This is a genomic window from Flavobacterium poyangense, from assembly GCF_011751075.1.
In the GTDB taxonomy this organism is placed as follows: domain Bacteria; phylum Bacteroidota; class Bacteroidia; order Flavobacteriales; family Flavobacteriaceae; genus Flavobacterium; species Flavobacterium poyangense.
Window position 1 is genome coordinate 1 of sequence record NZ_JAALLN010000011.1, and the last position, 20,032, is coordinate 20,032.

The 20,032-nt window shown below is 32.2% G+C and carries 20 protein-coding genes; 9 read left to right on the forward strand and 11 right to left on the reverse strand.

Features of this window, described 5'->3' with window-relative positions; translation table 11 throughout:
- Window positions 1–79: 79 nt before the first annotated feature.
- Window positions 80–607, reverse strand: a complete 528-nt coding sequence (locus G3A47_RS15950) for a KdsC family phosphatase (RefSeq protein WP_166924091.1) — start codon at window positions 605–607, stop codon at window positions 80–82.
- Window positions 591–1,352, reverse strand: coding sequence for a Rossmann-like and DUF2520 domain-containing protein (locus tag G3A47_RS15955; RefSeq protein WP_166924093.1), 762 nt, complete (start codon window positions 1,350–1,352; stop codon window positions 591–593). Before G3A47_RS15955 ends, G3A47_RS15950 begins: the two co-directional genes overlap by 17 nt.
- Window positions 1,353–1,675: 323 nt before the next feature.
- Here G3A47_RS15955 and ccsA point away from each other — a divergent pair, with 323 nt between their 5' ends.
- Window positions 1,676–4,885, forward strand: coding sequence for a cytochrome c biogenesis protein CcsA (gene ccsA, locus G3A47_RS15960; protein ID WP_166924101.1), 3,210 nt, complete (start codon window positions 1,676–1,678; stop codon window positions 4,883–4,885).
- Between the two features lie 72 nt (window positions 4,886–4,957).
- Here the strand turns inward: ccsA and G3A47_RS15965 are convergent, their stop codons facing one another.
- The 3 genes from G3A47_RS15965 to G3A47_RS15975 form a co-directional block, all read right to left on the reverse strand.
- Window positions 4,958–5,341 (reverse strand): DoxX family protein, encoded by a 384-nt coding sequence (locus G3A47_RS15965; RefSeq protein WP_166924103.1) that lies wholly within the window; start codon window positions 5,339–5,341, stop codon window positions 4,958–4,960.
- Window positions 5,342–5,434: 93 nt separating this feature from the next.
- Window positions 5,435–6,223, reverse strand: a complete 789-nt coding sequence (locus G3A47_RS15970) for an anti-sigma factor (protein WP_166924105.1) — start codon at window positions 6,221–6,223, stop codon at window positions 5,435–5,437.
- Window positions 6,223–6,753 carry an RNA polymerase sigma factor gene (locus tag G3A47_RS15975; RefSeq protein ID WP_166924107.1) on the reverse strand — a complete coding sequence of 177 codons (531 nt, stop codon included), beginning with the start codon at window positions 6,751–6,753 and terminating at the stop codon, window positions 6,223–6,225. Before G3A47_RS15975 ends, G3A47_RS15970 begins: the two co-directional genes overlap by 1 nt.
- An 851-nt stretch (window positions 6,754–7,604) precedes the next feature.
- Here G3A47_RS15975 and G3A47_RS15980 point away from each other — a divergent pair.
- Window positions 7,605–8,192 carry a glutathione peroxidase gene (locus G3A47_RS15980; protein ID WP_166924109.1) on the forward strand — a complete coding sequence of 196 codons (588 nt, stop codon included), beginning with the start codon at window positions 7,605–7,607 and terminating at the stop codon, window positions 8,190–8,192.
- Window positions 8,193–8,478: 286 nt separating this feature from the next.
- Here G3A47_RS15980 and G3A47_RS15985 read toward each other — a convergent pair whose 3' ends face one another.
- Genes G3A47_RS15985 through G3A47_RS15995 form a run of 3 tightly spaced genes read right to left on the reverse strand, consistent with a single transcriptional unit; the run spans window position 8,479 to window position 10,672 of the window.
- Complete coding sequence (locus tag G3A47_RS15985) at window positions 8,479–8,919, reverse strand: hypothetical protein (RefSeq protein WP_166924111.1); 441 nt, start codon at window positions 8,917–8,919, stop codon at window positions 8,479–8,481.
- 55 nt (window positions 8,920–8,974) lie between these two features.
- Window positions 8,975–9,472: a GNAT family N-acetyltransferase gene (locus tag G3A47_RS15990; protein WP_166924113.1), complete on the reverse strand. Its 498-nt coding sequence runs from the start codon at window positions 9,470–9,472 to the stop codon at window positions 8,975–8,977.
- A gap of 24 nt (window positions 9,473–9,496) precedes the next feature.
- On the reverse strand, window positions 9,497–10,672 hold the full coding sequence (locus G3A47_RS15995) for a thioredoxin family protein (RefSeq protein ID WP_166924115.1): 1,176 nt from the start codon (window positions 10,670–10,672) through the stop codon (window positions 9,497–9,499).
- 278 nt (window positions 10,673–10,950) lie between these two features.
- Here G3A47_RS15995 and menD point away from each other — a divergent pair, with 278 nt between their 5' ends.
- Window positions 10,951–12,612 carry a 2-succinyl-5-enolpyruvyl-6-hydroxy-3-cyclohexene-1-carboxylic-acid synthase gene (menD, locus tag G3A47_RS16000; protein ID WP_166924117.1) on the forward strand — a complete coding sequence of 554 codons (1,662 nt, stop codon included), beginning with the start codon at window positions 10,951–10,953 and terminating at the stop codon, window positions 12,610–12,612.
- A 106-nt stretch (window positions 12,613–12,718) separates the two neighbouring features.
- On the forward strand, window positions 12,719–13,060 hold the full coding sequence (locus G3A47_RS16005; RefSeq protein ID WP_166924119.1) for a DUF2853 family protein: 342 nt from the start codon (window positions 12,719–12,721) through the stop codon (window positions 13,058–13,060).
- Window positions 13,061–13,290: 230 nt separating this feature from the next.
- Here the strand turns inward: G3A47_RS16005 and G3A47_RS16010 are convergent, their stop codons facing one another.
- On the reverse strand, window positions 13,291–14,520 hold the full coding sequence (locus tag G3A47_RS16010; RefSeq protein ID WP_166924121.1) for a multidrug effflux MFS transporter: 1,230 nt from the start codon (window positions 14,518–14,520) through the stop codon (window positions 13,291–13,293).
- Window positions 14,521–14,661: 141 nt separating this feature from the next.
- On the opposite strand from G3A47_RS16010, the gene G3A47_RS16015 reads away from it, so the two are divergent.
- The 4 genes from G3A47_RS16015 (at window position 14,662) to G3A47_RS16030 (ending at window position 17,908) form a co-directional block, all read left to right on the forward strand.
- The gene (locus tag G3A47_RS16015) at window positions 14,662–15,075 is read left to right on the forward strand and encodes a hypothetical protein (RefSeq protein WP_166924123.1); all 414 of its coding nucleotides are present in this window, start codon (window positions 14,662–14,664) and stop codon (window positions 15,073–15,075) included.
- A 98-nt stretch (window positions 15,076–15,173) separates the two neighbouring features.
- Window positions 15,174–15,557 carry a hypothetical protein gene (locus tag G3A47_RS16020; protein WP_166924125.1) on the forward strand — a complete coding sequence of 128 codons (384 nt, stop codon included), beginning with the start codon at window positions 15,174–15,176 and terminating at the stop codon, window positions 15,555–15,557.
- Between the two features lie 685 nt (window positions 15,558–16,242).
- Entirely contained in the window at window positions 16,243–17,277 is a 1,035-nt protein-coding gene (locus G3A47_RS16025) for a hypothetical protein (protein ID WP_166924127.1), read from the forward strand.
- Between the two features lie 58 nt (window positions 17,278–17,335).
- Complete coding sequence (locus G3A47_RS16030; protein ID WP_409994010.1) at window positions 17,336–17,908, forward strand: DUF5683 domain-containing protein; 573 nt, start codon at window positions 17,336–17,338, stop codon at window positions 17,906–17,908.
- 247 nt (window positions 17,909–18,155) lie between these two features.
- Here the strand turns inward: G3A47_RS16030 and G3A47_RS16035 are convergent, their stop codons facing one another.
- Window positions 18,156–18,563: a hypothetical protein gene (locus G3A47_RS16035; protein ID WP_166924129.1), complete on the reverse strand. Its 408-nt coding sequence runs from the start codon at window positions 18,561–18,563 to the stop codon at window positions 18,156–18,158.
- 157 nt (window positions 18,564–18,720) lie between these two features.
- On the opposite strand from G3A47_RS16035, the gene G3A47_RS16040 reads away from it, so the two are divergent.
- Window positions 18,721–18,942 carry a hypothetical protein gene (locus G3A47_RS16040; RefSeq protein ID WP_166924131.1) on the forward strand — a complete coding sequence of 74 codons (222 nt, stop codon included), beginning with the start codon at window positions 18,721–18,723 and terminating at the stop codon, window positions 18,940–18,942.
- Window positions 18,943–19,179: 237 nt separating this feature from the next.
- On the opposite strand, the gene G3A47_RS16045 is transcribed toward G3A47_RS16040, so the two are convergent.
- Window positions 19,180–20,031: a hypothetical protein gene (locus G3A47_RS16045; protein WP_166924132.1), complete on the reverse strand. Its 852-nt coding sequence runs from the start codon at window positions 20,029–20,031 to the stop codon at window positions 19,180–19,182.
- Window position 20,032: the final 1 nt, after the last annotated feature.

Genomic DNA, 20,032 nt, shown 5'->3' on the forward strand with positions numbered 1-20,032 from the left:
AAAATCTAAAATCTAAAATCTAAAATCTAAAATCTAAAATCTAAAATCTAAAATCTAAAATCTAAAATCTAAAATCTCCTTAATCGTGTTTGCCACTAAAATGTTGTGTCCATTTTCCTTGTACTTTCATTACTTGCTCGATAACATCACGGACAGCACCTTTTCCTCCTTTTACATGAGACACATAACGGCAAATGTTTTTGATCTCCGGGCTTGCATCCTGAGGGCAGGTAGGTAATGCTACTAATTTCATTACATGGAAATCAGGAATATCATCTCCCATGTACAATACCTGTTCAGGTTTAATGTTGTAAGTGTCAGTATATTCTTTGAAAGTTTCTACTTTATCCGGAGTTCCTAAATGAATGTCTTTGATGCCTAAATTACGTAAACGAACACGAACGCCTTCATTGCTTCCGCCGGAAATAATGCAAACATTATAGCCACTTTCTACTGCCGCTTTCATGGCATAACCATCACGAATGTTCATGGTACGAAGCATTTCTCCTTCATTGGTAACAAAAACCGAACTGTCAGTAAGTACACCATCAACATCAAAAACAAACGTAGTGATGTCATTCATTATTTCTTTATAATTTTTTGTCATTATTCTGTATAGATTGTGTTATTATAGTATAAATGTTTTTTTGTTTCTCGTTGGTTAAATAGGCTAAATGTGCGTCAATTGTATTGGAGTCATGACGTTTTGCAGGCCCCGTTTGAGCATCGATCGGGTTTAATGTTTTTATTTTTTCGGCAGTTTCCTGAATCAAAGGCTTTAAGATGGCAAAAGGGACATGGTGTTCTTCACAAATTTCCTGTCCGATTTGATATAAATGATTGGTAAAATTATTGACAAAAACAGCTGAAACATGCAGCGCTTTTCGCTGTTCTGAATTAATTAAGAAAACTGCTGTTGAAATACTTTTGGCAACCCTTTCTAATACCTTGTAATCATAAGAATTCTCAGCTTCCAGGCATACCGGAACAGTCGAAAAATCAAGCTCTTTAGTTTTAGAAAATGTCTGTAGCGGATAAAAGACACCTTTTCTGTTTTTAACGTCTAAAACATCAAGTGAAGCCGTCCCCGAAGTGTGAACGACAATGCGGTTTTGAAAAGGCAATTGCTTTGAAACATCAGCAATGGCTTTATCTGAAACAGCAATGATATATAAATCGGCTTCTTTTAAACTTTCAAAATCATTTACAATTTTGTCAAAATCAATTAAAGAAGACAAAACTTCTTTTTTTCTGGAAAATACCTGTACTATCTCAACAAGGTCACTTTTAGTAAAAGCCTTTATCAAATGCTGGGCAACATTTCCCGAACCAATTATTGTTATTCGAATCATGCCGCAAAATTAGCATTATTTTTTTATTATGATTTTGAAAAAGGGGAGTATTTCTCGTGAAGCCGCCAAGTTGCCAAGTTTTGTTATTAATTTTTTAAACTTTGTATTTGTCTGAGATTTTTGATTAATCAGTATAAGCCACAGCCCTGAAAAAATGGTACAAAATAAGAGTTCGTATCATTTTGTGAAATTTAGTCTCTGCTTTTTGTTAAATTGATTGAATTTACCGTTTCATATTTGGTTTTTATTAACAATTAACAGTTACTCAAATCAACATTTTTAAGTACTTTTGTGGCACTTTTATACAATGTAATTCCTTAAAAATGGATAAAAAAATATTCTCTTTTTTGTTTTCTACACGATTAATGGCTGTTCTTTTTTTAACATTTGCTATAGCAATGGGTACCGGAACTTTTATTGAAAGTAAGTACAATACTGACACAGCCCGAATTTTAATTTACAATACCTGGTGGTTTGAAGCGATAATGGTCTTTTTTATGATCAACTTTATCGGAAACATTAAACGTTACCAACTTTTAAAAAAGGAAAAATGGGCTACTTTATTGCTTCATATTGCCTTTATTTTTATTCTTTTAGGTGCCTTTATAACCCGTTATATCAGTTATGAAGGAATGATGCCCATTCGTGAAGGGGCTGCCGAGAACCAAATTTACTCTGACAAAACGTTCTTAACCGTTTTTGCTGACGGAGAGTACAAAGGAGAAATGAGACGAAGAGTTTTTGAAAAAAGCCTTTTATTATCTCCTGCTACCAATAATGATTTCTCTATTTCAGGTAAGTTTGATGAAACTCCTTTTGAAGTTACTTACGAAAACTACATTATGGGAGCAAAAGAGGTTGTAAAACCGGATCCAAAAGGAATTTTATACATCAAAATGGTTGAAGCCGGATCGGGAGGACGTGAAGAGCATTACCTTAAAGAAGGAGAAGTTCAGAACATTCACAACGTTTTGTTTGCTTTGAATAAACCTACAGCAGGAGCAATCAACATTAATACTACCGGTGAGAAATATACCATTCAGACTCCATTCGAAGGTAATTTTATGCGAATGGCAGATAAATTGCAAGGAAAAGTTACCAAAGACAACGTACAGCCTTTGATGATGCGTTCGTTATACAGTATTGGTGATATCAGAATTGTATTTCCGGATCCTGCTATGAAGGGAACTATTGCTTATGAATCAAATAATGATTATAAAGCCAAAAGTCATCATGATGCTTTAATTGTAAAAGTAAAAGCAGATGGGCAGGAGAAAGAAGTTACACTTTTAGGCTCTAAAGGAAGTGTTGGAGAACCAAAAACGGTTAAGATCGGCAATATTGAGTATTCGTTGTTTTACGGAAGTAAAGCTTATGTTTTGCCTTTCAAAGTAAAATTAAACGATTTTATCGCAACAAAATATCCAGGGACAGAGAAAAGTTATTCTGCATTTGAAAGTAAAGTAACTGTTCAGGACTCTGCAGAAACATTTGATGCTGCTATTTATATGAATCACGTTTTAGATCATAAAGGATACCGTTTCTTTCAGTCTTCATTTGATCCTGACGAAAAAGGAACTGTATTGTCTGTAAATCATGATTTTTGGGGAACAAATATTACCTATTTCGGATATTTTATGTTATATATAGGCTTAATGGCTATTATGTTTACCAAGCACTCTCGTTTTGGAGACTTGAAACGTAAATTAGAGTCGGTAAAAAAGAAAAAAGAGAAACTGATTACTGTTTTAATTCTATTATTGAGTCTGAATGGTTTTGCACAAGAAGCACCACATGTTCATACTCCGGGACACCAACACGAACACGCTCATAGCAAAGATCCAAATGATCACGCTAATCATGTCACAGCCCCACCAAGTCAGAAGCAATTAGATTCTTTGCTGACCATATATAAAGCACCTGAAGCTCACGCTGCTAAATTTGGTCGTCTGATCATTCAGGACGCAGGAGGAAGAATGAAACCCGTTAATACTTTTTCATCTGAGTTATTGAGAAAAGTAAGTCAGAGCGATACGTATAACGGAATGAATTCGGATCAGGTATTCCTGTCAATAACACAATATGCTCAGGTATGGATTCAGGTTCCTCTTATTCATCTAAGATCCGGAAATGACAGTATTCGTAAAATTATCGGTGTTGAAAAAGAAGCCAAACGTGCTGCGTTTGTACAGTTTTTTGACGCTAACGGAAATTATAAACTTTCACCCTATCTGGATGCAGCTTACAAAGCCGCAAACCCGAATCAGTTTGAGAAAGATTTTATAGAAACAGATAAAAGGGTTAATTTAATGGAATCTGCTTTAAGTGGCAGTATTCTGAAAATATTTCCAATTCCTAATGATCCAAATCATAAATGGGTTTCGTATTTAGAAAGACAGCAAGGAGGATTTAAAGGAATGGATTCTACCTATGTTAGCCAAATTGTTCCAATGTATTTTAGTGCCTTAAATAACGGCTCTATTTCGAGGAATTTTTCTACGGCAGATCAGCTGGTTGAAAGTATTAATGGTTTTCAAAAGAAGTTTGGTAGTAAAGTACGTCCAACCGAGCAAAAAATTGATGCCGAAATTGCCTATAACAAATACGATGTTTTCAAAAAGCTTCCGTACTGGTATATAACAGTTTCTTTATTGATGTTCTTTTTTACAATTGTAAATATCTTTTTTGAGAAAAAATGGCTTCGTATTACCGTAAATGCTTTTCATGTTATGGTAGGACTGCTATTTGCACTTCATACCTTAGGATTAATTGCGCGTTGGTATATTTCCGGTCACGCACCATGGAGTAATGCTTATGAATCGATTATATATGTAGCATGGTCAACGATGTTCTTTGGATTGGCTTTTGATAGAAAATCAAAATTAACAGTTGCTTCTTCTGCTTTTGTTACCGCCATGATTTTGATGGCCGCTTATATGAATTGGATCGATCCGGAAATTGCCAATTTACAGCCTGTTCTTAACTCTTATTGGTTAATGATTCACGTTGCAGTAATTGTAGGAAGTTATGGTCCTACCGCATTAGCAATGATCTTAGGTTTTGTGGCTCTAGTGTTGATTTTCTTTACTACAGAAAAGAACAAAGCAAAAATGAGTTTAAACATCAAAGAAATTACCTATATCAACGAAATGGCTTTAACCATTGGCTTGATTATGTTAACAATCGGAAACTTCCTTGGAGGACAATGGGCCAATGAAAGCTGGGGACGTTATTGGGGATGGGATCCTAAAGAAACCTGGGCTTTAATCTCAATTATGTTATATGCCTTTGTGATTCATGCCCGTTTTGTACCTGCACTAAGAGGAAAATGGATCTTTAATTTGATGAGTATGTATGCTTTCGTTTCGATATTGTTTACGTATTACGGAGTTAATTTCCACTTAGTTGGTTTACACTCTTACGCAAGTGGAGAAGCCCATTCGCTAAGTTGGATTTGGTATTCTTTAGGCGTGATTACATTGATTGGTGCTGTGACCTATCCAAAGTATCGCAAGTATTATAAAAATAAATAATAAAAAAGGGTTCAATTATTACGTTGAACCCTTTTTATTTATAGTTGAATAAAGCTTAGAACAAATCTTGTTTTAAGCTTTATCCTTCTTAATACCATTCGGACACATAATAGCCAGAAGCACCACAATGAGTAAAAAATTATATTCCATACCATTTCTTCCGCCACCAACTACAAACCAGCCTTCCTGAAAGTGTATTAAAATAATTCCCATAACAAGAATTAGTATAGTCACAAATCCGGCTAATTTTATATATTTATTTAAAAGCAATAACACCGCAGCAATGACATGCGATAGTTTAATAGACCAGGCCAGCGCTACACCAAAAGGCGCAAAACCAATTTGATTGAGATATAAATTGCCAAAATCATTAATACCATTATTAAACATTCCGAACACAGAATGAGTGAGGAGAATAATAGCTACTGCAATTCTTAAAAGTAAATTTCCATTCATGATTTAGTTTTTTTGATTAATTACAATCTAAAATAATAAATAAACGCATATTAAACTGATTAATATGCGTTTGATGAATAGTAAGTTAACTTTTTAAACTTTTCCTAAAGTATACAATTGTGTCATTGTTGGGGTTAAACTTCCTCCCGCAGGTTCAAGTGTTATACCAAAGGCTTCTGCTGAGACGGTTTGATCCACAGCAAATATTTTTTGGTTATTGCCTTCAAAATCACTCAATAGACCAATGCTGGTAGGCGTTAGTACGGGACTTAATTTCAGAGCCCATACCTGATATACCATTCCTTTTGGGGGTTTTGGTAACCCTGCAGCGTCAATATAAGTTGTTTTGGTATCCTTATTCCAGTATACTTTTGCAAACGACGTTGGAGAAACGGCCTGACCACCAAGTGTAACACCGGTGTTTTTAATATCTCTTACAATAGTTAAACTCTTTTCTGTTTCTTTGTTTTGCTGATCTAAATAAGCAAATTCTCTTTCAATTTTGTTTTTTTCATTGCCAACAGTAGAGATCGCTTCTTTAGTTTTGGTCAATTCCAAAGTTTGGTATCCAAGGCCTAAAAGCAGTAAGACAGCTGCTGCCCACCCCACATATTGGGACCAGTTTGCTGCTGGTTTGATGTCGACAACTTTGCTGTGCTTAAGCTCTAGACGAGCTTTAATTTCTTCAAAATTAGATACCGAATGAAAAGGAGAAAAACTAGATGATAAAGCCACAATAGCTTTCTCAATGGAAAGAATTTCCTGATCTACTTCGGAGTTACTTTTAGCCAGTTCGGCTATTTCCAGATTTTCCTTTTCGGTTAATAAACCGTAAACGTATAATTCCAGAATTCCTGATTCAATATACTCTTGTGCTTCCATTATATTTTTAAATAATTACGTAAATCGTTAATACAGTTTCTGTTTTGCGTTTTGATAGTCCCCAGCGGCATCGCCAATTCTTCTGATGCTTCTTGTTGGGTGTATCCTTTAAAAAATAGTAAATCAATTATTTCAATACATTTTGGCTTTAATTTTTTTACAAATTCCTGAATACCAATTGTATCAATTTTGTTGATTAACTTATTACTGTCATCTAACAGATTTACGAAATTATCGGAAGAAAGGTTTTTTTTGCTGTTATTAAAATTTTTGGATCTCAGCTTATCGATAGACGTATTCCTTGCAATATTAAGGATCCAGGTGTAAAAACGACCTTTGCTTTCATTATACGAATCGATGTTTTTCCAGATTTTGACAAAAACCTCCTGCAAAACATCTTCAGCTTCTTCACGATTTTTAATTAGAACGTTAATGACCGAAAATAAACTTTTCGAATACATATCGTAGAGATGGGTAAAGGCTCTTTCGTCTTTCTTGTAAATTAAAACTAATAATTCTTCTTGACTCATAGGATGGGATTTTTAAGCTTAAACAAAATTTTTTGAAAATCTTTCTATTACCTGAGATAAAGATAATTTATTTTTTTTTGCAAATGATAATTATTTTAACAGGCTTATCCTTAGTAAAATAAAGTTTCTGGAAAAAATATTATTTTTTTTTACTTTTTTTAAAACCAAAAGCAAACCAATTACGTAAATGCTAATATGACATGTAAAAAATATCACGTCATATAGCAAAGAGATTGAGATTTCTTGCAAAATTTATTAGGCTTGATTGTTTTTGTTTATTGAAAAGAGAATTAAACGTGCATTTTTAACGTATTAAATTACGGGTTAAATCTTATAAAATTATAAGCTATGACAAAATGGAATAATCTAAAGATATTGATTGTAGGATTAACAAGTGTTTTGGCACTTGCAAATTTTAGTAAGAGTCATTTTAAGCAAGTGAAGATGCATTATCAGGTGATGGATTTAAATTTTTCCGTTGTAGTGTAAAAGCAAAGAAAGTAATAAACTAAGAGAAAATACTTTGAATTAGTAACTAAGTAGTATTTGGGGCGGAAGTCAAACAGTCTGCATTTTAAGGATGATTGTACTGTTATAACTTCCGAAAATTAGGCGCCGATTATAAGCCATTAAAGGTGAAGATGTTTCCGAAGGAGAAAATTACACTACGATGGCGCCTGATTTTATTAAAAGAGAAAAAGATTCAAATTTCATGGTTTGATTTGTTTGTATGGGGAGAAGCCTAACGCCTGATTAACGTTAGGCTTCGTTTTTTTATTTAACTTATGTTTAATACAAAATATAAGTACCAATAAAACTGTTTTTGATTAATTTTATAAAAAATTACAACGATGAAAAAAGTATTATTTATGGTTTATGGCGCGCTATTTTTATTTAGCTGCCAAAATCAGGCACAAACAAATAAAACAAAAACTCCTAAAACGGATCATGTTATGGCAAAAGAAACTATTTATCAGTTTAAAGTAGAAGATTTATCAGGTAATCCTTTTGATTTCGCCTCTTTAAAAGGAAAAAAAATAATGATTGTAAATACTGCTTCAAAATGCGGATTAACGCCTCAGTACAAAGATCTTGAAGCCATTTACAAAGAATACAAAGACAAAGGCTTTGTGATTGTAGGCTTCCCTGCAAATAATTTTGCTTCACAGGAGCCGGGTACAAACGAAGAAATAGGTGCTTTTTGTCAGCAAAATTACGGAGTAACTTTTCCAATGATGGATAAAGTTTCTGTAAAAGGGGATGATATGTGTGCGGTATATAAATTCTTAACACAAAAAGCTAAAAACGGTGTAGAAGATTCAGAAGTGGAATGGAATTTTCAAAAATACCTAATCAACGAAAAGGGAGAACTGGTAAAAGTGATCAAACCAAGAACCTTACCTACAGATCCTGAAATCATCAATTGGATAAAAAGCTAAGAAAAAATAATTTTTCACTAAAAATCCATAAGTTTGCATTGCTGTGAGTTTGTGGATTTTTTTATGCACAGTTTGTTTTAACCACAAGGTACACAAAGGTTTTGCGCAAGGTTCGCAAAGATTAAAAACAACGTATAACTTTGCGAACCTTGCGTTCACTACAAACAAAATCCTTGCGTGCCTTGCGGTTAAAACAAACACAAAGGGACCCTCTAAAAATCAGCTAAATCCCCTAAATCTACGTGAAAGAAATACAAATGATTGTTTATTTTATATCATGAGAAGTTTACAATTTAATACTCTTATAGTACCAATCTTTATACATTTTTGCTTCTACCTTATCTGCCTTTGGATTTGAATTTAAGCCTAAATTAATCCTTGTGTTTGTTTTATACGATTTTAAAAATAATAAAGCGAAACCCCCAACTTCGGCATTATCAGAAGAAATAAAGGAAGAAAAAACATTCATATAACCACAACATTTTTTCTTAGAATCAAGAATACTTATTAAATAGGCTATATCATCAGGTTTCACCCAGTTTTCTGGAAAATCACCAGACAATGTTATAAAATTTAAGGGACTATTTGGATTATATTTTTTAGTAAAAAGTTGGATAAATTGTTTTACAGTCAACTCTTTAGGAGTTAGTATGATTCTTTTTGAATTTATTTGTGAATGGACAGTGATTGAGCTAAAAATAAAAATAAGCAGTAGTATTTGTTTCATATATATTGAAATTATATTTAATGAAAATCCCCTAAATCTGCGTGAAACAAAAAAATTACTTTAAGAGCAATTGCATAAAAACCAAGTCAAGCCAGTGATCAAATTTGTAACCAACTTCTCGAATCGTTCCAGTTACCACAAAGCCAAATCTTTCATGAAAAGCAATACTTCCCGCATTATCAGCATCAATAGCCCCAATCATGACGTGATACCCTTGTTCTTTTGCTAATTGAATAATTTCAGTTAGCAATTTAGAACCAATTCCTTTTCCAATCACGTTGTCAACAACATAAACAGAATGTTCAATTGTATATTGGTATCCAATTTTTTCTCTAAAAGGACCGTAACTTCCAAATCCAACAACTTTTCCATCGAGATCAGCAACAATGACCGGAAGATTTTTTGTTTGTTTGTTCTCAAACCATTTTGTTTGTTCTTCTAATGTTTGCACATCATAGCTATAATTAGCAGTGGTATTCAAAATTGAATAATTTACAATATCGAGAATTTCCTTTAAATCGTTTCTTGTAGCAGGTCTAAGTAGTACATCCATAGTTGTTTTTTGAATTTTTAAGTACTATTTCGTACCTAATTCAGCCAGCAAAGCATCAACATCTTTTGTGCTCCAGGTCATTTCAGAACAGATTATTTTTGCCTTTTTTGCGTATTTCAGAGCTGATTTTTTATCTTTTATTTTATTGTAAAGCCGGGCTACGAGTAAGTTCCCATCATAAGAATCATTGAGTTCTAAAGAATGATTTACCCAGAAAATAGCTTTTTTTAAAGCATCACTATCGTTTATATGTTTGAGATAGGTTTGTCCAATATCTTTAAGAAAAGAAGCATCATTCCAAACCAGTTTTTGTGTGTCTTCCAGTGTCACTTTTTTATAAAATTGCCATTTTTCAGTTCGTTCAGCCAAAGTCAGATCAAATTTAAAGACCAAAGAATCGGTTTTTTGCAATCGGATCGACTTGGCAACTTCCCTTTGTTTGTAATAATTTACCGTATCTAAATTATCAACCAGAGGACGCAGTAATTCACTGACAATACTCACCACTTTACGATCAATACGGTTTTGCGAAGCTACAGCAGCAAATTCTTTCTGATGATTTAAAACATATTGAAATTCTCTGGAGTTAATATCCGTAACCCCATTGGCGATAACACGCCAGTTGGTTTCACTAACCAACTGCGCATCCGATTGTGTATTGAGATACGTATGTGTAGCCGGAGACAGATCGGTTCTGTCTTTTCCTTTTCTTAATGTGTACAAATAAGCAAAGAATTTTGTTGAATTGCTCGGGTCAGCTAAAAAATCTTGCTCTAAGTAAGGCAATTGCAGCTTCGGATTTAAAGCATTATGAGCATCTGTCATAAATGCTGCTGTTTTCATTTCGCCTTTTAAATTGTAAAGAAGAGTTTCATTAGTATCTAAAAACAAAAAGGTAGGTAATGATTTGGTGTTGAATTTTTTCTGAAGAATTTTCCCTTCTTCTTTTTCAATATTTAACCAAACGCATACATAATTCTTTTTTAAAAAGTCCATTACCGTCGGATCACTAAAGACCTCTTTTTTCATTTGGTTGCAATGTGGACACCAATCCGCATAAAGCATTACAAAAAGAGACTTGTTTTCTTTTTTAGCATTCTCGAGACCTGTTTTGTAAGTAATATCATCCGGAACAAACTGATTCTGTGAATTTACAGTTTGAAGTGTAATAAAAAGAAAAAGCCAATATAGAGTTCGCATAAAGAGTCTGGTTTTAGTCAAAAAAAGCTTTTAAATTGTGTAATGCAATTGGTAAAAAGTATACCAAGTATGATAGAAACATAATTTCGTTTTTAAAACTACGATTTTATAGTTCAAAAAATAATTGCATCCAATAGGTTCGCTTTTACAAATATATCCTCTTTTTCTAAAACTTGTCTTAATATCTTATTCTTTATAAGTTGTATGAAGGTTGAAGTTTGTAACTTTGTAGTATAGAAAGTTACTGATTTTCTTAAAAAAAATAATACGTTATAAGAATGATTTACCCCAAAATACCGCTTGCTCAAAGCATCATTGAGATTTTTTTGCTAAAAGGAATCACCAATATTATAATTTCTCCGGGATCAAGAAACGCTCCTTTAACAATTGGATTTGCCCAAAACCCTAATTTTACCTGTTACAGTATTGCAGATGAGCGATGTGCAGCTTTTTTTGCTTTGGGAATAGCACAGCAAACTAAAAAGCCAACTGCAATTGTTTGTACTTCAGGATCGGCATTACTAAATTATTATCCGGCAGTTGCAGAAGCTTTTTACAGTCAGATCCCCTTAATTGTAATTTCGGCTGACCGTCCGCAAAGCAAGATTGATATCGGAGACGGGCAAACCATCAGACAACAAAATGTGTTTGAAAATCATTCGGTTTTTAATGCTAATTTGACAGAAGAAGCTTCGGTTGAAAACGATTTAAAAATCAATACCGCCATTGATACTGCCATTTCCCAAAAAGGACCTGCACATATCAATGCCCCTTTTGAAGAGCCTTTGTACGAAACCGTTGACGTACTTTCGGTACACTCTGAAATCACAAATCCGGAGCCTTTAACAGCGACTAAAAACATAGAAAACGCGGAAGAAATTGTTTCGATTTGGAATTCAACCAAACGAAAATTAATTATGGTTGGTGTAAATGAAACCAACACAATTGAAAAGGAAGTAATTGAAAATCTGGCCAATGACCCTTCGGTTGTGGTATTGACAGAAACAACTTCGAATCTTCATCATTCGAGTTTTATTAATAGCATTGATACTTTAATTACTCCTTTTGATGATGCTGAATTTAAGGACTTTCATCCTGATCTGTTAGTGACTTTTGGAGGTATGATTGTTTCAAAAAGAATCAAAGGATTCTTAAGAAAATACAAACCCAAACACCATTGGCATATTGATACTTTAAGAGCTTATGACACCTTTAATGCTTTAACGAATCATTTTGTAATGGAACCAAATGATTTTTTCAAAGATTTATTGCCCAAAGCTCAAAATCCGGAAAGTGATTATTTTGATACGATAAAAGACATATACGATTTAAGAAAAATAAGAAAACAAGAGTATTTAGATAAGATTCCGTTTTCAGATTTTAAAGTTTTTGAGAAAGTAATAAAATCCTTGCCTAAAAACAGTCAACTACAGATTAGTAACAGTTCTGCTATTCGATATGCACAATTAATAGAAATTGATTCTACTATAGAAGTCTTCTGTAATAGAGGTACGAGCGGAATTGACGGAAGTACGTCAACTGCCATTGGTGCTGCAGTAGGAAGTGGAAAACAAAATATTTTTATCACAGGAGATATTAGCTTTTTATACGACAGTAATGCCTTTTGGAACTCTTATATTCCTAAAAACTTTAAAATTATCCTGATTAATAATGGAGGAGGAGGGATCTTCAGAATTCTGCCCGGACATGAGGAGAAACCGGTTTTTAATACTTATTTCGAAACTTCACATCAACTAACAGCGGAGCATTTAGCTAAAATGTACAAGTTACGTTATCATACTGCTACAGATTTAAATTCGTTAGCAAAAAGTCTTGAATTGCTTTACGCTGAGCAAGAAGCTCCTGTACTTCTTGAAATTTTTACGCCAACTTTTGAAAATGATAGTATTTTAAAGCAATTTTTTAAAGAATTGATTTAAGTATTATAAGGTAATAAGTGTTAAATAATAGGAATTGTTTTTATTTTGTAAGATAAAGATGTATTTTTGTACTGTTGAATAATGCAGAACTTTTATAAACTTTATTATGAATACAAGAGACGAATTAATTGTAAAGTACGCTGAAGATTTAAAAAAGAAATGTGGTATTGTTGCCAACATGGAATTATTGACAAAAATCGCAAAAGGTTGTGGACCCGCAATTTATAATGATGATTCCGCTACAATTGCCGGAACGCAACTATCAGAACTGGAAACGGTAAAAAATAATTTTTTAATCAAGAAATTGGGCTTGACCAAAAGTCAGGCCTTAGACGAAGGTATTGATGCCGTTTTCGAAAAATACGGCAAATCGAATACAAACAAATACAGAGTGGTAGTTTATTATCTCTTGACTTTACATTTCAAAAAAGAGAGTGTTTATCAATAAGCTCTCTTTAAAATCATATTGGAATTTAGATTTGAGCGATAGTAAACAGACAAAGCACTTGGAATTTGAAATTTAAAAAATTGGAATTTACCCCCTAGTGTCCAATGATACTATCATTTTAAATAGAATAGACTTTATTGTTAAAACAAAAAGTAGCTGTCTCCAACGGGAAACAGCTACTCTTTAAGATCAAATTGGAATTTGGAAATTAGAAATTTGGAATTTACCCCCTAGTGCCCAATCACAATATCATTTTTATCAGAAAGTATCACCTTTTCTTTGATAAAACGTTTTCCGATATTTAAAACAATAAAAGCCGTGATTGTTGTTGTAGTCATAATGGCTACCATCGGAGTAATAGAATCTTTTACAAAAACCCCTATGGCAAATGAAGCCAATGCGCCTAAACCAAGCTGAATAGCACCCATTAAGGCAGAAGCACTTCCGGCATTTTTTGCGAAAGGCGCCATGGTAAGTCCGGCAGTATTTGGATTCGATATTCCTAAGCAAGCCAGATAGATAAAGAGTATTCCAATTGTTTCATACAACCCCAAGAGGTTTTGCAAAGAAAGGATTAGAAATATAATGCTTATAACAGATTGTGTAATTAAAGCTCCAAAAATCATTTGTTCACTTGAAAACTTCTTTAGTAAAATAGAATTTAGTTGGCTGGAACCAATAAAACTAAGTGACATAAAGGCGAAGATCCATCCATATGTTTTAGCGTCAACATGGTAAATATCCATAAAAACGATAGGGGAGGCCGCTACATATGAAAATAAGCCGGAAAATGCGATAGCACCTGTAAAAGCATAAGTATAGAACTGTGGTTCTTTTAAAACCATCAAAAAGTTTGCAATTATGGGCTTTGGTTTTAGTGAAATTGAAGCATCTGGTTTATACGAATTTGGCAAACCAATTTGTGAGGCGATTAAAATAAGGATTCCCATGCACATCAAAATAAGAAATACCATGTGCCATCCGTAATCTTCCGTTACATAACCGCCAATTGTAGGCGCTAACATTGGCGAAAGTCCAACAACAAGCATTAACATAGAAAATACTTTGGGAATGTCTTTTGCAGGAAATAAATCACGAACCATAGCAACTGATGCAACTGTTGCGGCACAGCTTCCGATAGCCTGAATAAATCTTAAAAAAATAAACGAATCAATATCTGAAACATAAGCACAACCCAGAGAAGCTAAAATATAAACCATCAAACCAACAAACAAAGGTTTTTTTCGTCCGAATCGATCTAATAATGGCCCATAAAGTAGTTGTCCTGCAGAAATTCCAACAAAATAACTGGACAAGCTCATAGAAACCTTAGCCACAGTTGTATGTAAATCTGCCGCTATTTTTGAGAATCCGGGCAAGTACATGTCTATTGAAAATGGGCCAAGAGCTGTCAAAGAACCTAAAATCAGGATCAGTTGGATGTATTTTTTTGTTGTCATTATATTAAAAAATGGCTTTAAATTTTTTGCAAAGGTAAAGATTTCATATCTTTCTAAGTAATTAAAGTCTTTTTAATAGAAAGACCGAATTTTTAAACCTGGTTAAGTTGCAATGTGATTATTAATCTAAAATTAAAAATTATGAAAAAGTACGTTTTATTATTATCGCTTGTTTGTACATCAATTTCATTTGCTCAGACTATTACTTCAAAAATAGAGACTACAAGTCCCGAGCAGTATGAATTTCTTAAAAAAGTCAGCGAATATTATTCTGATATTCCGCTAACAAAGCAAATCACAAATTTTTATGCAGATGGTAAAATTATTGATTCCAAACAGGAATTTGACCTAAGAGGCACGCCGTTTTCAGCGTACAGCTTAGGACTTGGGCCATATAATAAAAGAGTTACCTTTAATTACACTACAAAAGCAGATGGTAAATCCCACGGTGATGTAACTCTTTTTGATGGAGATTATTACAAGACTATTTACTATGACGATAAAAAAGAATTTGAATTGTTTGTAAACGGAAAATCAGTTTACGTTAAAAAATAAACGAATACAAAAAGCATTTTAAAAACCTCTGTAGATTCATTTTACAGAGGTTTTTTTTGATGTATATTTGAAAAGTTATTAGTTATAGAACCATTTCAATGAAGAAAATTAGTCTACTTTTTTTATTTATTTCTTGTGTGACTTATTCCCAAACCAATAGGTTTACCGGAGCTTGGAGCAATGAAAATTGCAAGGACTGCAACAAAAAATATGTTTTTAATCTCACTCTGGCCCAATCTAATTCTAATATTTTTGGTACTGCTGAAATAATAAACAGTGATGAAAAACGAAACACCGGCATCATGGACGTGACCGGATTTGTATATGCGCTTGGTGAGAAAGCGGTTGTAAAGCTTAAAGGCAAAAATGGTATTGCCGCAAGTATTATCCTTTATGTAAGTGATAATCGTATTCAGCTTGACAAAAGAGGCGGTTCAGATCTGATTCCGTCAGAATCAATGTTGACTAAATTGTATGATTAAGATAAGTAAATCTGTACAATGGTTATTGACGCAACAAAATTTACGCGTATATTGTTATATTAGTTATTAGTGTTTCATGAGGTGTAGGAGTTTTATTTTAATTCTACAGCTTAATCTAATAAAACATCCGTTTGCTTCTAAATTAGAAACAATATTAAGTAATGTTGTTGGCAATAATAGCATATTTTTTATTGGGCAGATCGCAGACTTCTGTATATATACATATTTTTCGTACTAAATTACATGGTATTTTCTTGTTAAAATATGTTTCCCTAAAGCTAATTATTGATTCTTTTTTAGCGAAATGTCTCAATATATTATTTAAACTTTTCTATACGTTTTTACTCTAAAAATTAACCTTTCTTTTTTGTAAGTATTCTTTGTTTATACACACAATAAAATTCTTAATAATTTAGTTGAAATTTTTGTAAGAATTAATATTTTAATTTACAGTATTTTACGTGTGTTTTTCTAAAAATATGAAAATATTTGAGAGAAAATATCTCCATATAACTAAATTTAGTTGTTTATTTGCTGCTGATTTTAAAGGTTGGCGCCAAATTTAACTTCATTCATTTTAGTAACCTGCTGTATTACGTTTAACCTTAAACTTTAGATCTACAGCTAAGTCGAAAAATCTGTCTCGACGTAAAAAAGGCAGATTAAATTAATAAGAATTTTAAAAATGAAAAGAATTTATTTTACGGCTATGTTATGCATGGCTTTGGTTTCTTGTAGTAATGAAGAACAAGTATCTGCCGAATCAAAATCACTAACTGAAAAAGAGACAAATGTTATGAGTTTTTCTTCTGAGATAAAAATGGAAGAAAAAATAGATGAAATTGTTGCAATTAAATCTGAAAGTGAAAAAAACGTCTTAGTTGTTTTCAATAGACAAGAAGCTCTAAAAGGATATAATGTCACTAATAAGAGTACTAATAAATCAGATGTTAAAAAACAAAACGAAGCGATTTATAACAGTTTAAAAGTTTATCATAACTTAGTTCTTTCAAGCATTTATGAGTTAAGAAAACAATTAAATTTCACTAGTATTCAAAGTATTGCTGATGAAATAAACTCTTTAAATGCTGTAGATCCTGAGAAGGCTGCTTATTTAACTAAAACGTATAAAAATTTACTTATCAAAGACCCTGAAATTGGTGTAGTTAGTACTATTTTCGATCGCAGAACATCAAATGTGTTGAATGTAAAAGGTATTGTTTTAATCAATGGAAAGAAAATGGATTACGATCAATATTTTTCTGTTCCTGGAGAAAATATTGGTACTAGAAAATATATTCGTGACGAATCTGTAGCCGGATCAATCGCTGCTGTAGATGCAGAATATAAAGCTTTTTATTCTGCTGGAAGAGAAATTCATAGAAATGATTTCGGAGTTAAGTTTTTTAGATATTTTACCGAATTAAAAACATTTACCGGCCATGTTGTTATGCCAGGAAGTTTTGTTGAATGCCCTAGTACTTTTACTGTTGACCCAAGTTCTGTTGCTGGTTTCGCACTAAGTAATACTGTTGCTATTGGAGACTATTCTTTTACCTATCCATATGTATCAGGTTCAGGTGTTTCTGTTAGATATGTAGGAGGAAAAATAAACAATGCTTATGTGCCTGTTGGAGGTAAATTAAAAGCGACTTTCAGTACCACTATTGGAGGAATACATAGAGAAATGAGTTGTGATTTGACTTACAAAGAACAATAATCGAGAGTCTGCTTCGCAAAATATTTTGCGAAGCAGATTTTTTTTTTAACGTATTTTATTGAAAATTAAAATGGTGATAAAAAAATATATTTTTTGGATATTATTGTATTTTGGGCTATTTCATACCTATGGGCAAACCAGTGTAATGCCTTTAAAAGACACTATAAAATCGTCCGAAATCGATCCTCTTAAGCCTGCAAAAGCAGCTTTTTACTCTACTATTTTGCCTGGCTTGGGTCAAATTTGCAATAAAAAATATTGGAAGATCCCTCTAGTTTATGGAGCAATTGGTACAAGTGCTTATTTCTGTATTGATAGCCAAAAAAAATATAATACTTACAGGGATGAATATAAAAATAGACTAGAGGGTAAATTAAATAATGATGATTATTTAAGAAACTTAAATGACAATCAGCTAATCAATGCTCAAAAGCAGTTTCAAAGAAATAGAGATTTATCGGCTTTATTTATTGTTGGATTTTATGTTTTAAATATTGTTGATGCAAATGTTGATGCAGCTATTTCACAATTTAATGTAAATCAGACGTTATCTTTCAAACCTATAATTGAAAATCAATCAAGTATTTCAAACCAAAAGTTTGCCGTAACTTGTACTTATACATTTTTTTAAGTAGTTGATTTGTAAATTTTCGTTGTAGTCAGCATTGTCTGAAAGAAGTTTTTTTTGCTTTTTTTTTGAATGGATGTATTTTGATTCATAATTTATAGTATGATTTGCAGTATGTCCAAGAAGATGTTAACAACTTTATCAACAGCATTTTTAACCCCTATTTTTGAAGAAATCTAATATAGATAAATTTGGAACATAAAAAAAGTCCCGTTTTATTGGGACTTATTTATTATTCTTAAATTTAGTTTTATTCGACCGATGCAACAGAATAAGTCAATATCTGAGACAAAGCCAACGAATAAGCTGACAATATAGGAGCATCCCAAAGTGACAACTGCTCTTTATATCTTTTCTCCAAATCACCATTTCCAATAGGCATACACAAATAATACTTATTACCCCAAACACGAGAATGAGCAATAACCATTATACAAGACGTTTTTTTTGTTTTATCATTAGTTAGAGACTGAAACAGAAAATCATAATTAGCATCAGTATAATGGTAAATTTCACTTAAAGAGTAACCCTTTTTAAAATCTAAACCTTTAGAAATTGTTTCCGCATAACCTTTAGTAACATAATTATATTCCTCTAAAGTAGTTTGCGAATAAGAGAAAGAAAAAGCTAAAAGCAATAATAAAGTAATTTTTTTCATGTAGTTTATTTTTGTGAGTTTATAATTATTAAAGATATCCAAATATAATGCCAATAATTTTAATTTCACTTTGTCAATTGCTATAAAAGAATAAATAATTATACCTTTCAAAAAAAAATATTAAGTACATTCGTAAATAATTAATAAAATAAAAAAGATGAAAAATATTACATTCGGTTCAGCAAGAATCAGAGGAACTAGGGACGAAATAAGAATGACTATTTTTATAGACAACATTACAGCGATACTTTCTGCGGGCACTTCATCAGAAAATCCAGATCATTCTTTAATCAGATTAAACTGCGGATTAGAAATTATAATAGCTATTAGTAATGATGAATTACTAAAAACTCTAGAAAGTGTATATTATATTCACTAAACATAATAAGCCTTTGTAAACTAATACAAAGGCTTATCTATTATATACTCGTTAAAATATTGTCGAGAAATGTATTTTCCAGTTTTTCGGTTGTAAATATTAATGTAGTGATAATCAAATCCGACATTTTTACACCAGTTATGCAGATAATATATCGACTTGCAAAACTCAACTTTTATTGGTCTTATGCTTTTATCTTTATTAAAGATAGTACAGCTGTAAGGAGTTGGTGTGGTATTAGCCATAAACGTTGCTAATTTGAATCTCTACATCTTGAAGAAGATTTTTAATTTTAAAACCACCGTTTACACAAACAAATGTTGAAATATCAAATTCTGCTTTTTTGATTAAACTTGTGCCTTGCTCGACATAAGTCAAAGTAATCCAAAACTCATTTGTTCGAATATCTGTTATAATATCAATCCTCAAACCATAAGGGTAGGAAGTTTTGTCTGTCTTCATTTTCAAATAAAAATCACCAAATTGAATAATATTAGAATTATTCTGAACTGGAAAACTATTAACCAAATCATAACCATCTTGAAGATAATTAACCGTTTGCCCTTCATAATAAACCGTATCTAAATGAGTATGATTTAAATAAGTAGTATAACTATTTACATAAAATTTGTTATCACCCTGAACAGTTCCAATACTAAGCATAGAATACACCCTAGTATCAAATTGGACACCTGAACCCTGCGAAAATCTACCATCTAATCTAAATTGAGGTAATTTATATTTTTTTAAATACCGTAACGGCTTTTTTTGAAAATCGCTAAAATTTGAAATCTCCACACTTGCAGAATCGCCACCAAAAGGAATATTAAAATAAATTTCTGTAAAAGCTGTAGCAAAATAATTTTCAGGAATCACATTTAAATCGACATTGCCTAAATCATTTATAACAGACAGCATAGGTAAACTATCGTAATTGCTAAATTCGACACCGCTAACACGCTTATTATCTATAAATACTGATAAAATGAAAAATGGTGTTTGAATACCATTCACATAAAAACCTTCTGATGAATTAATCTCTTTAACCTTGACTGCGTAAGTGTCGTCTATATATTGAATAAAGTTCATA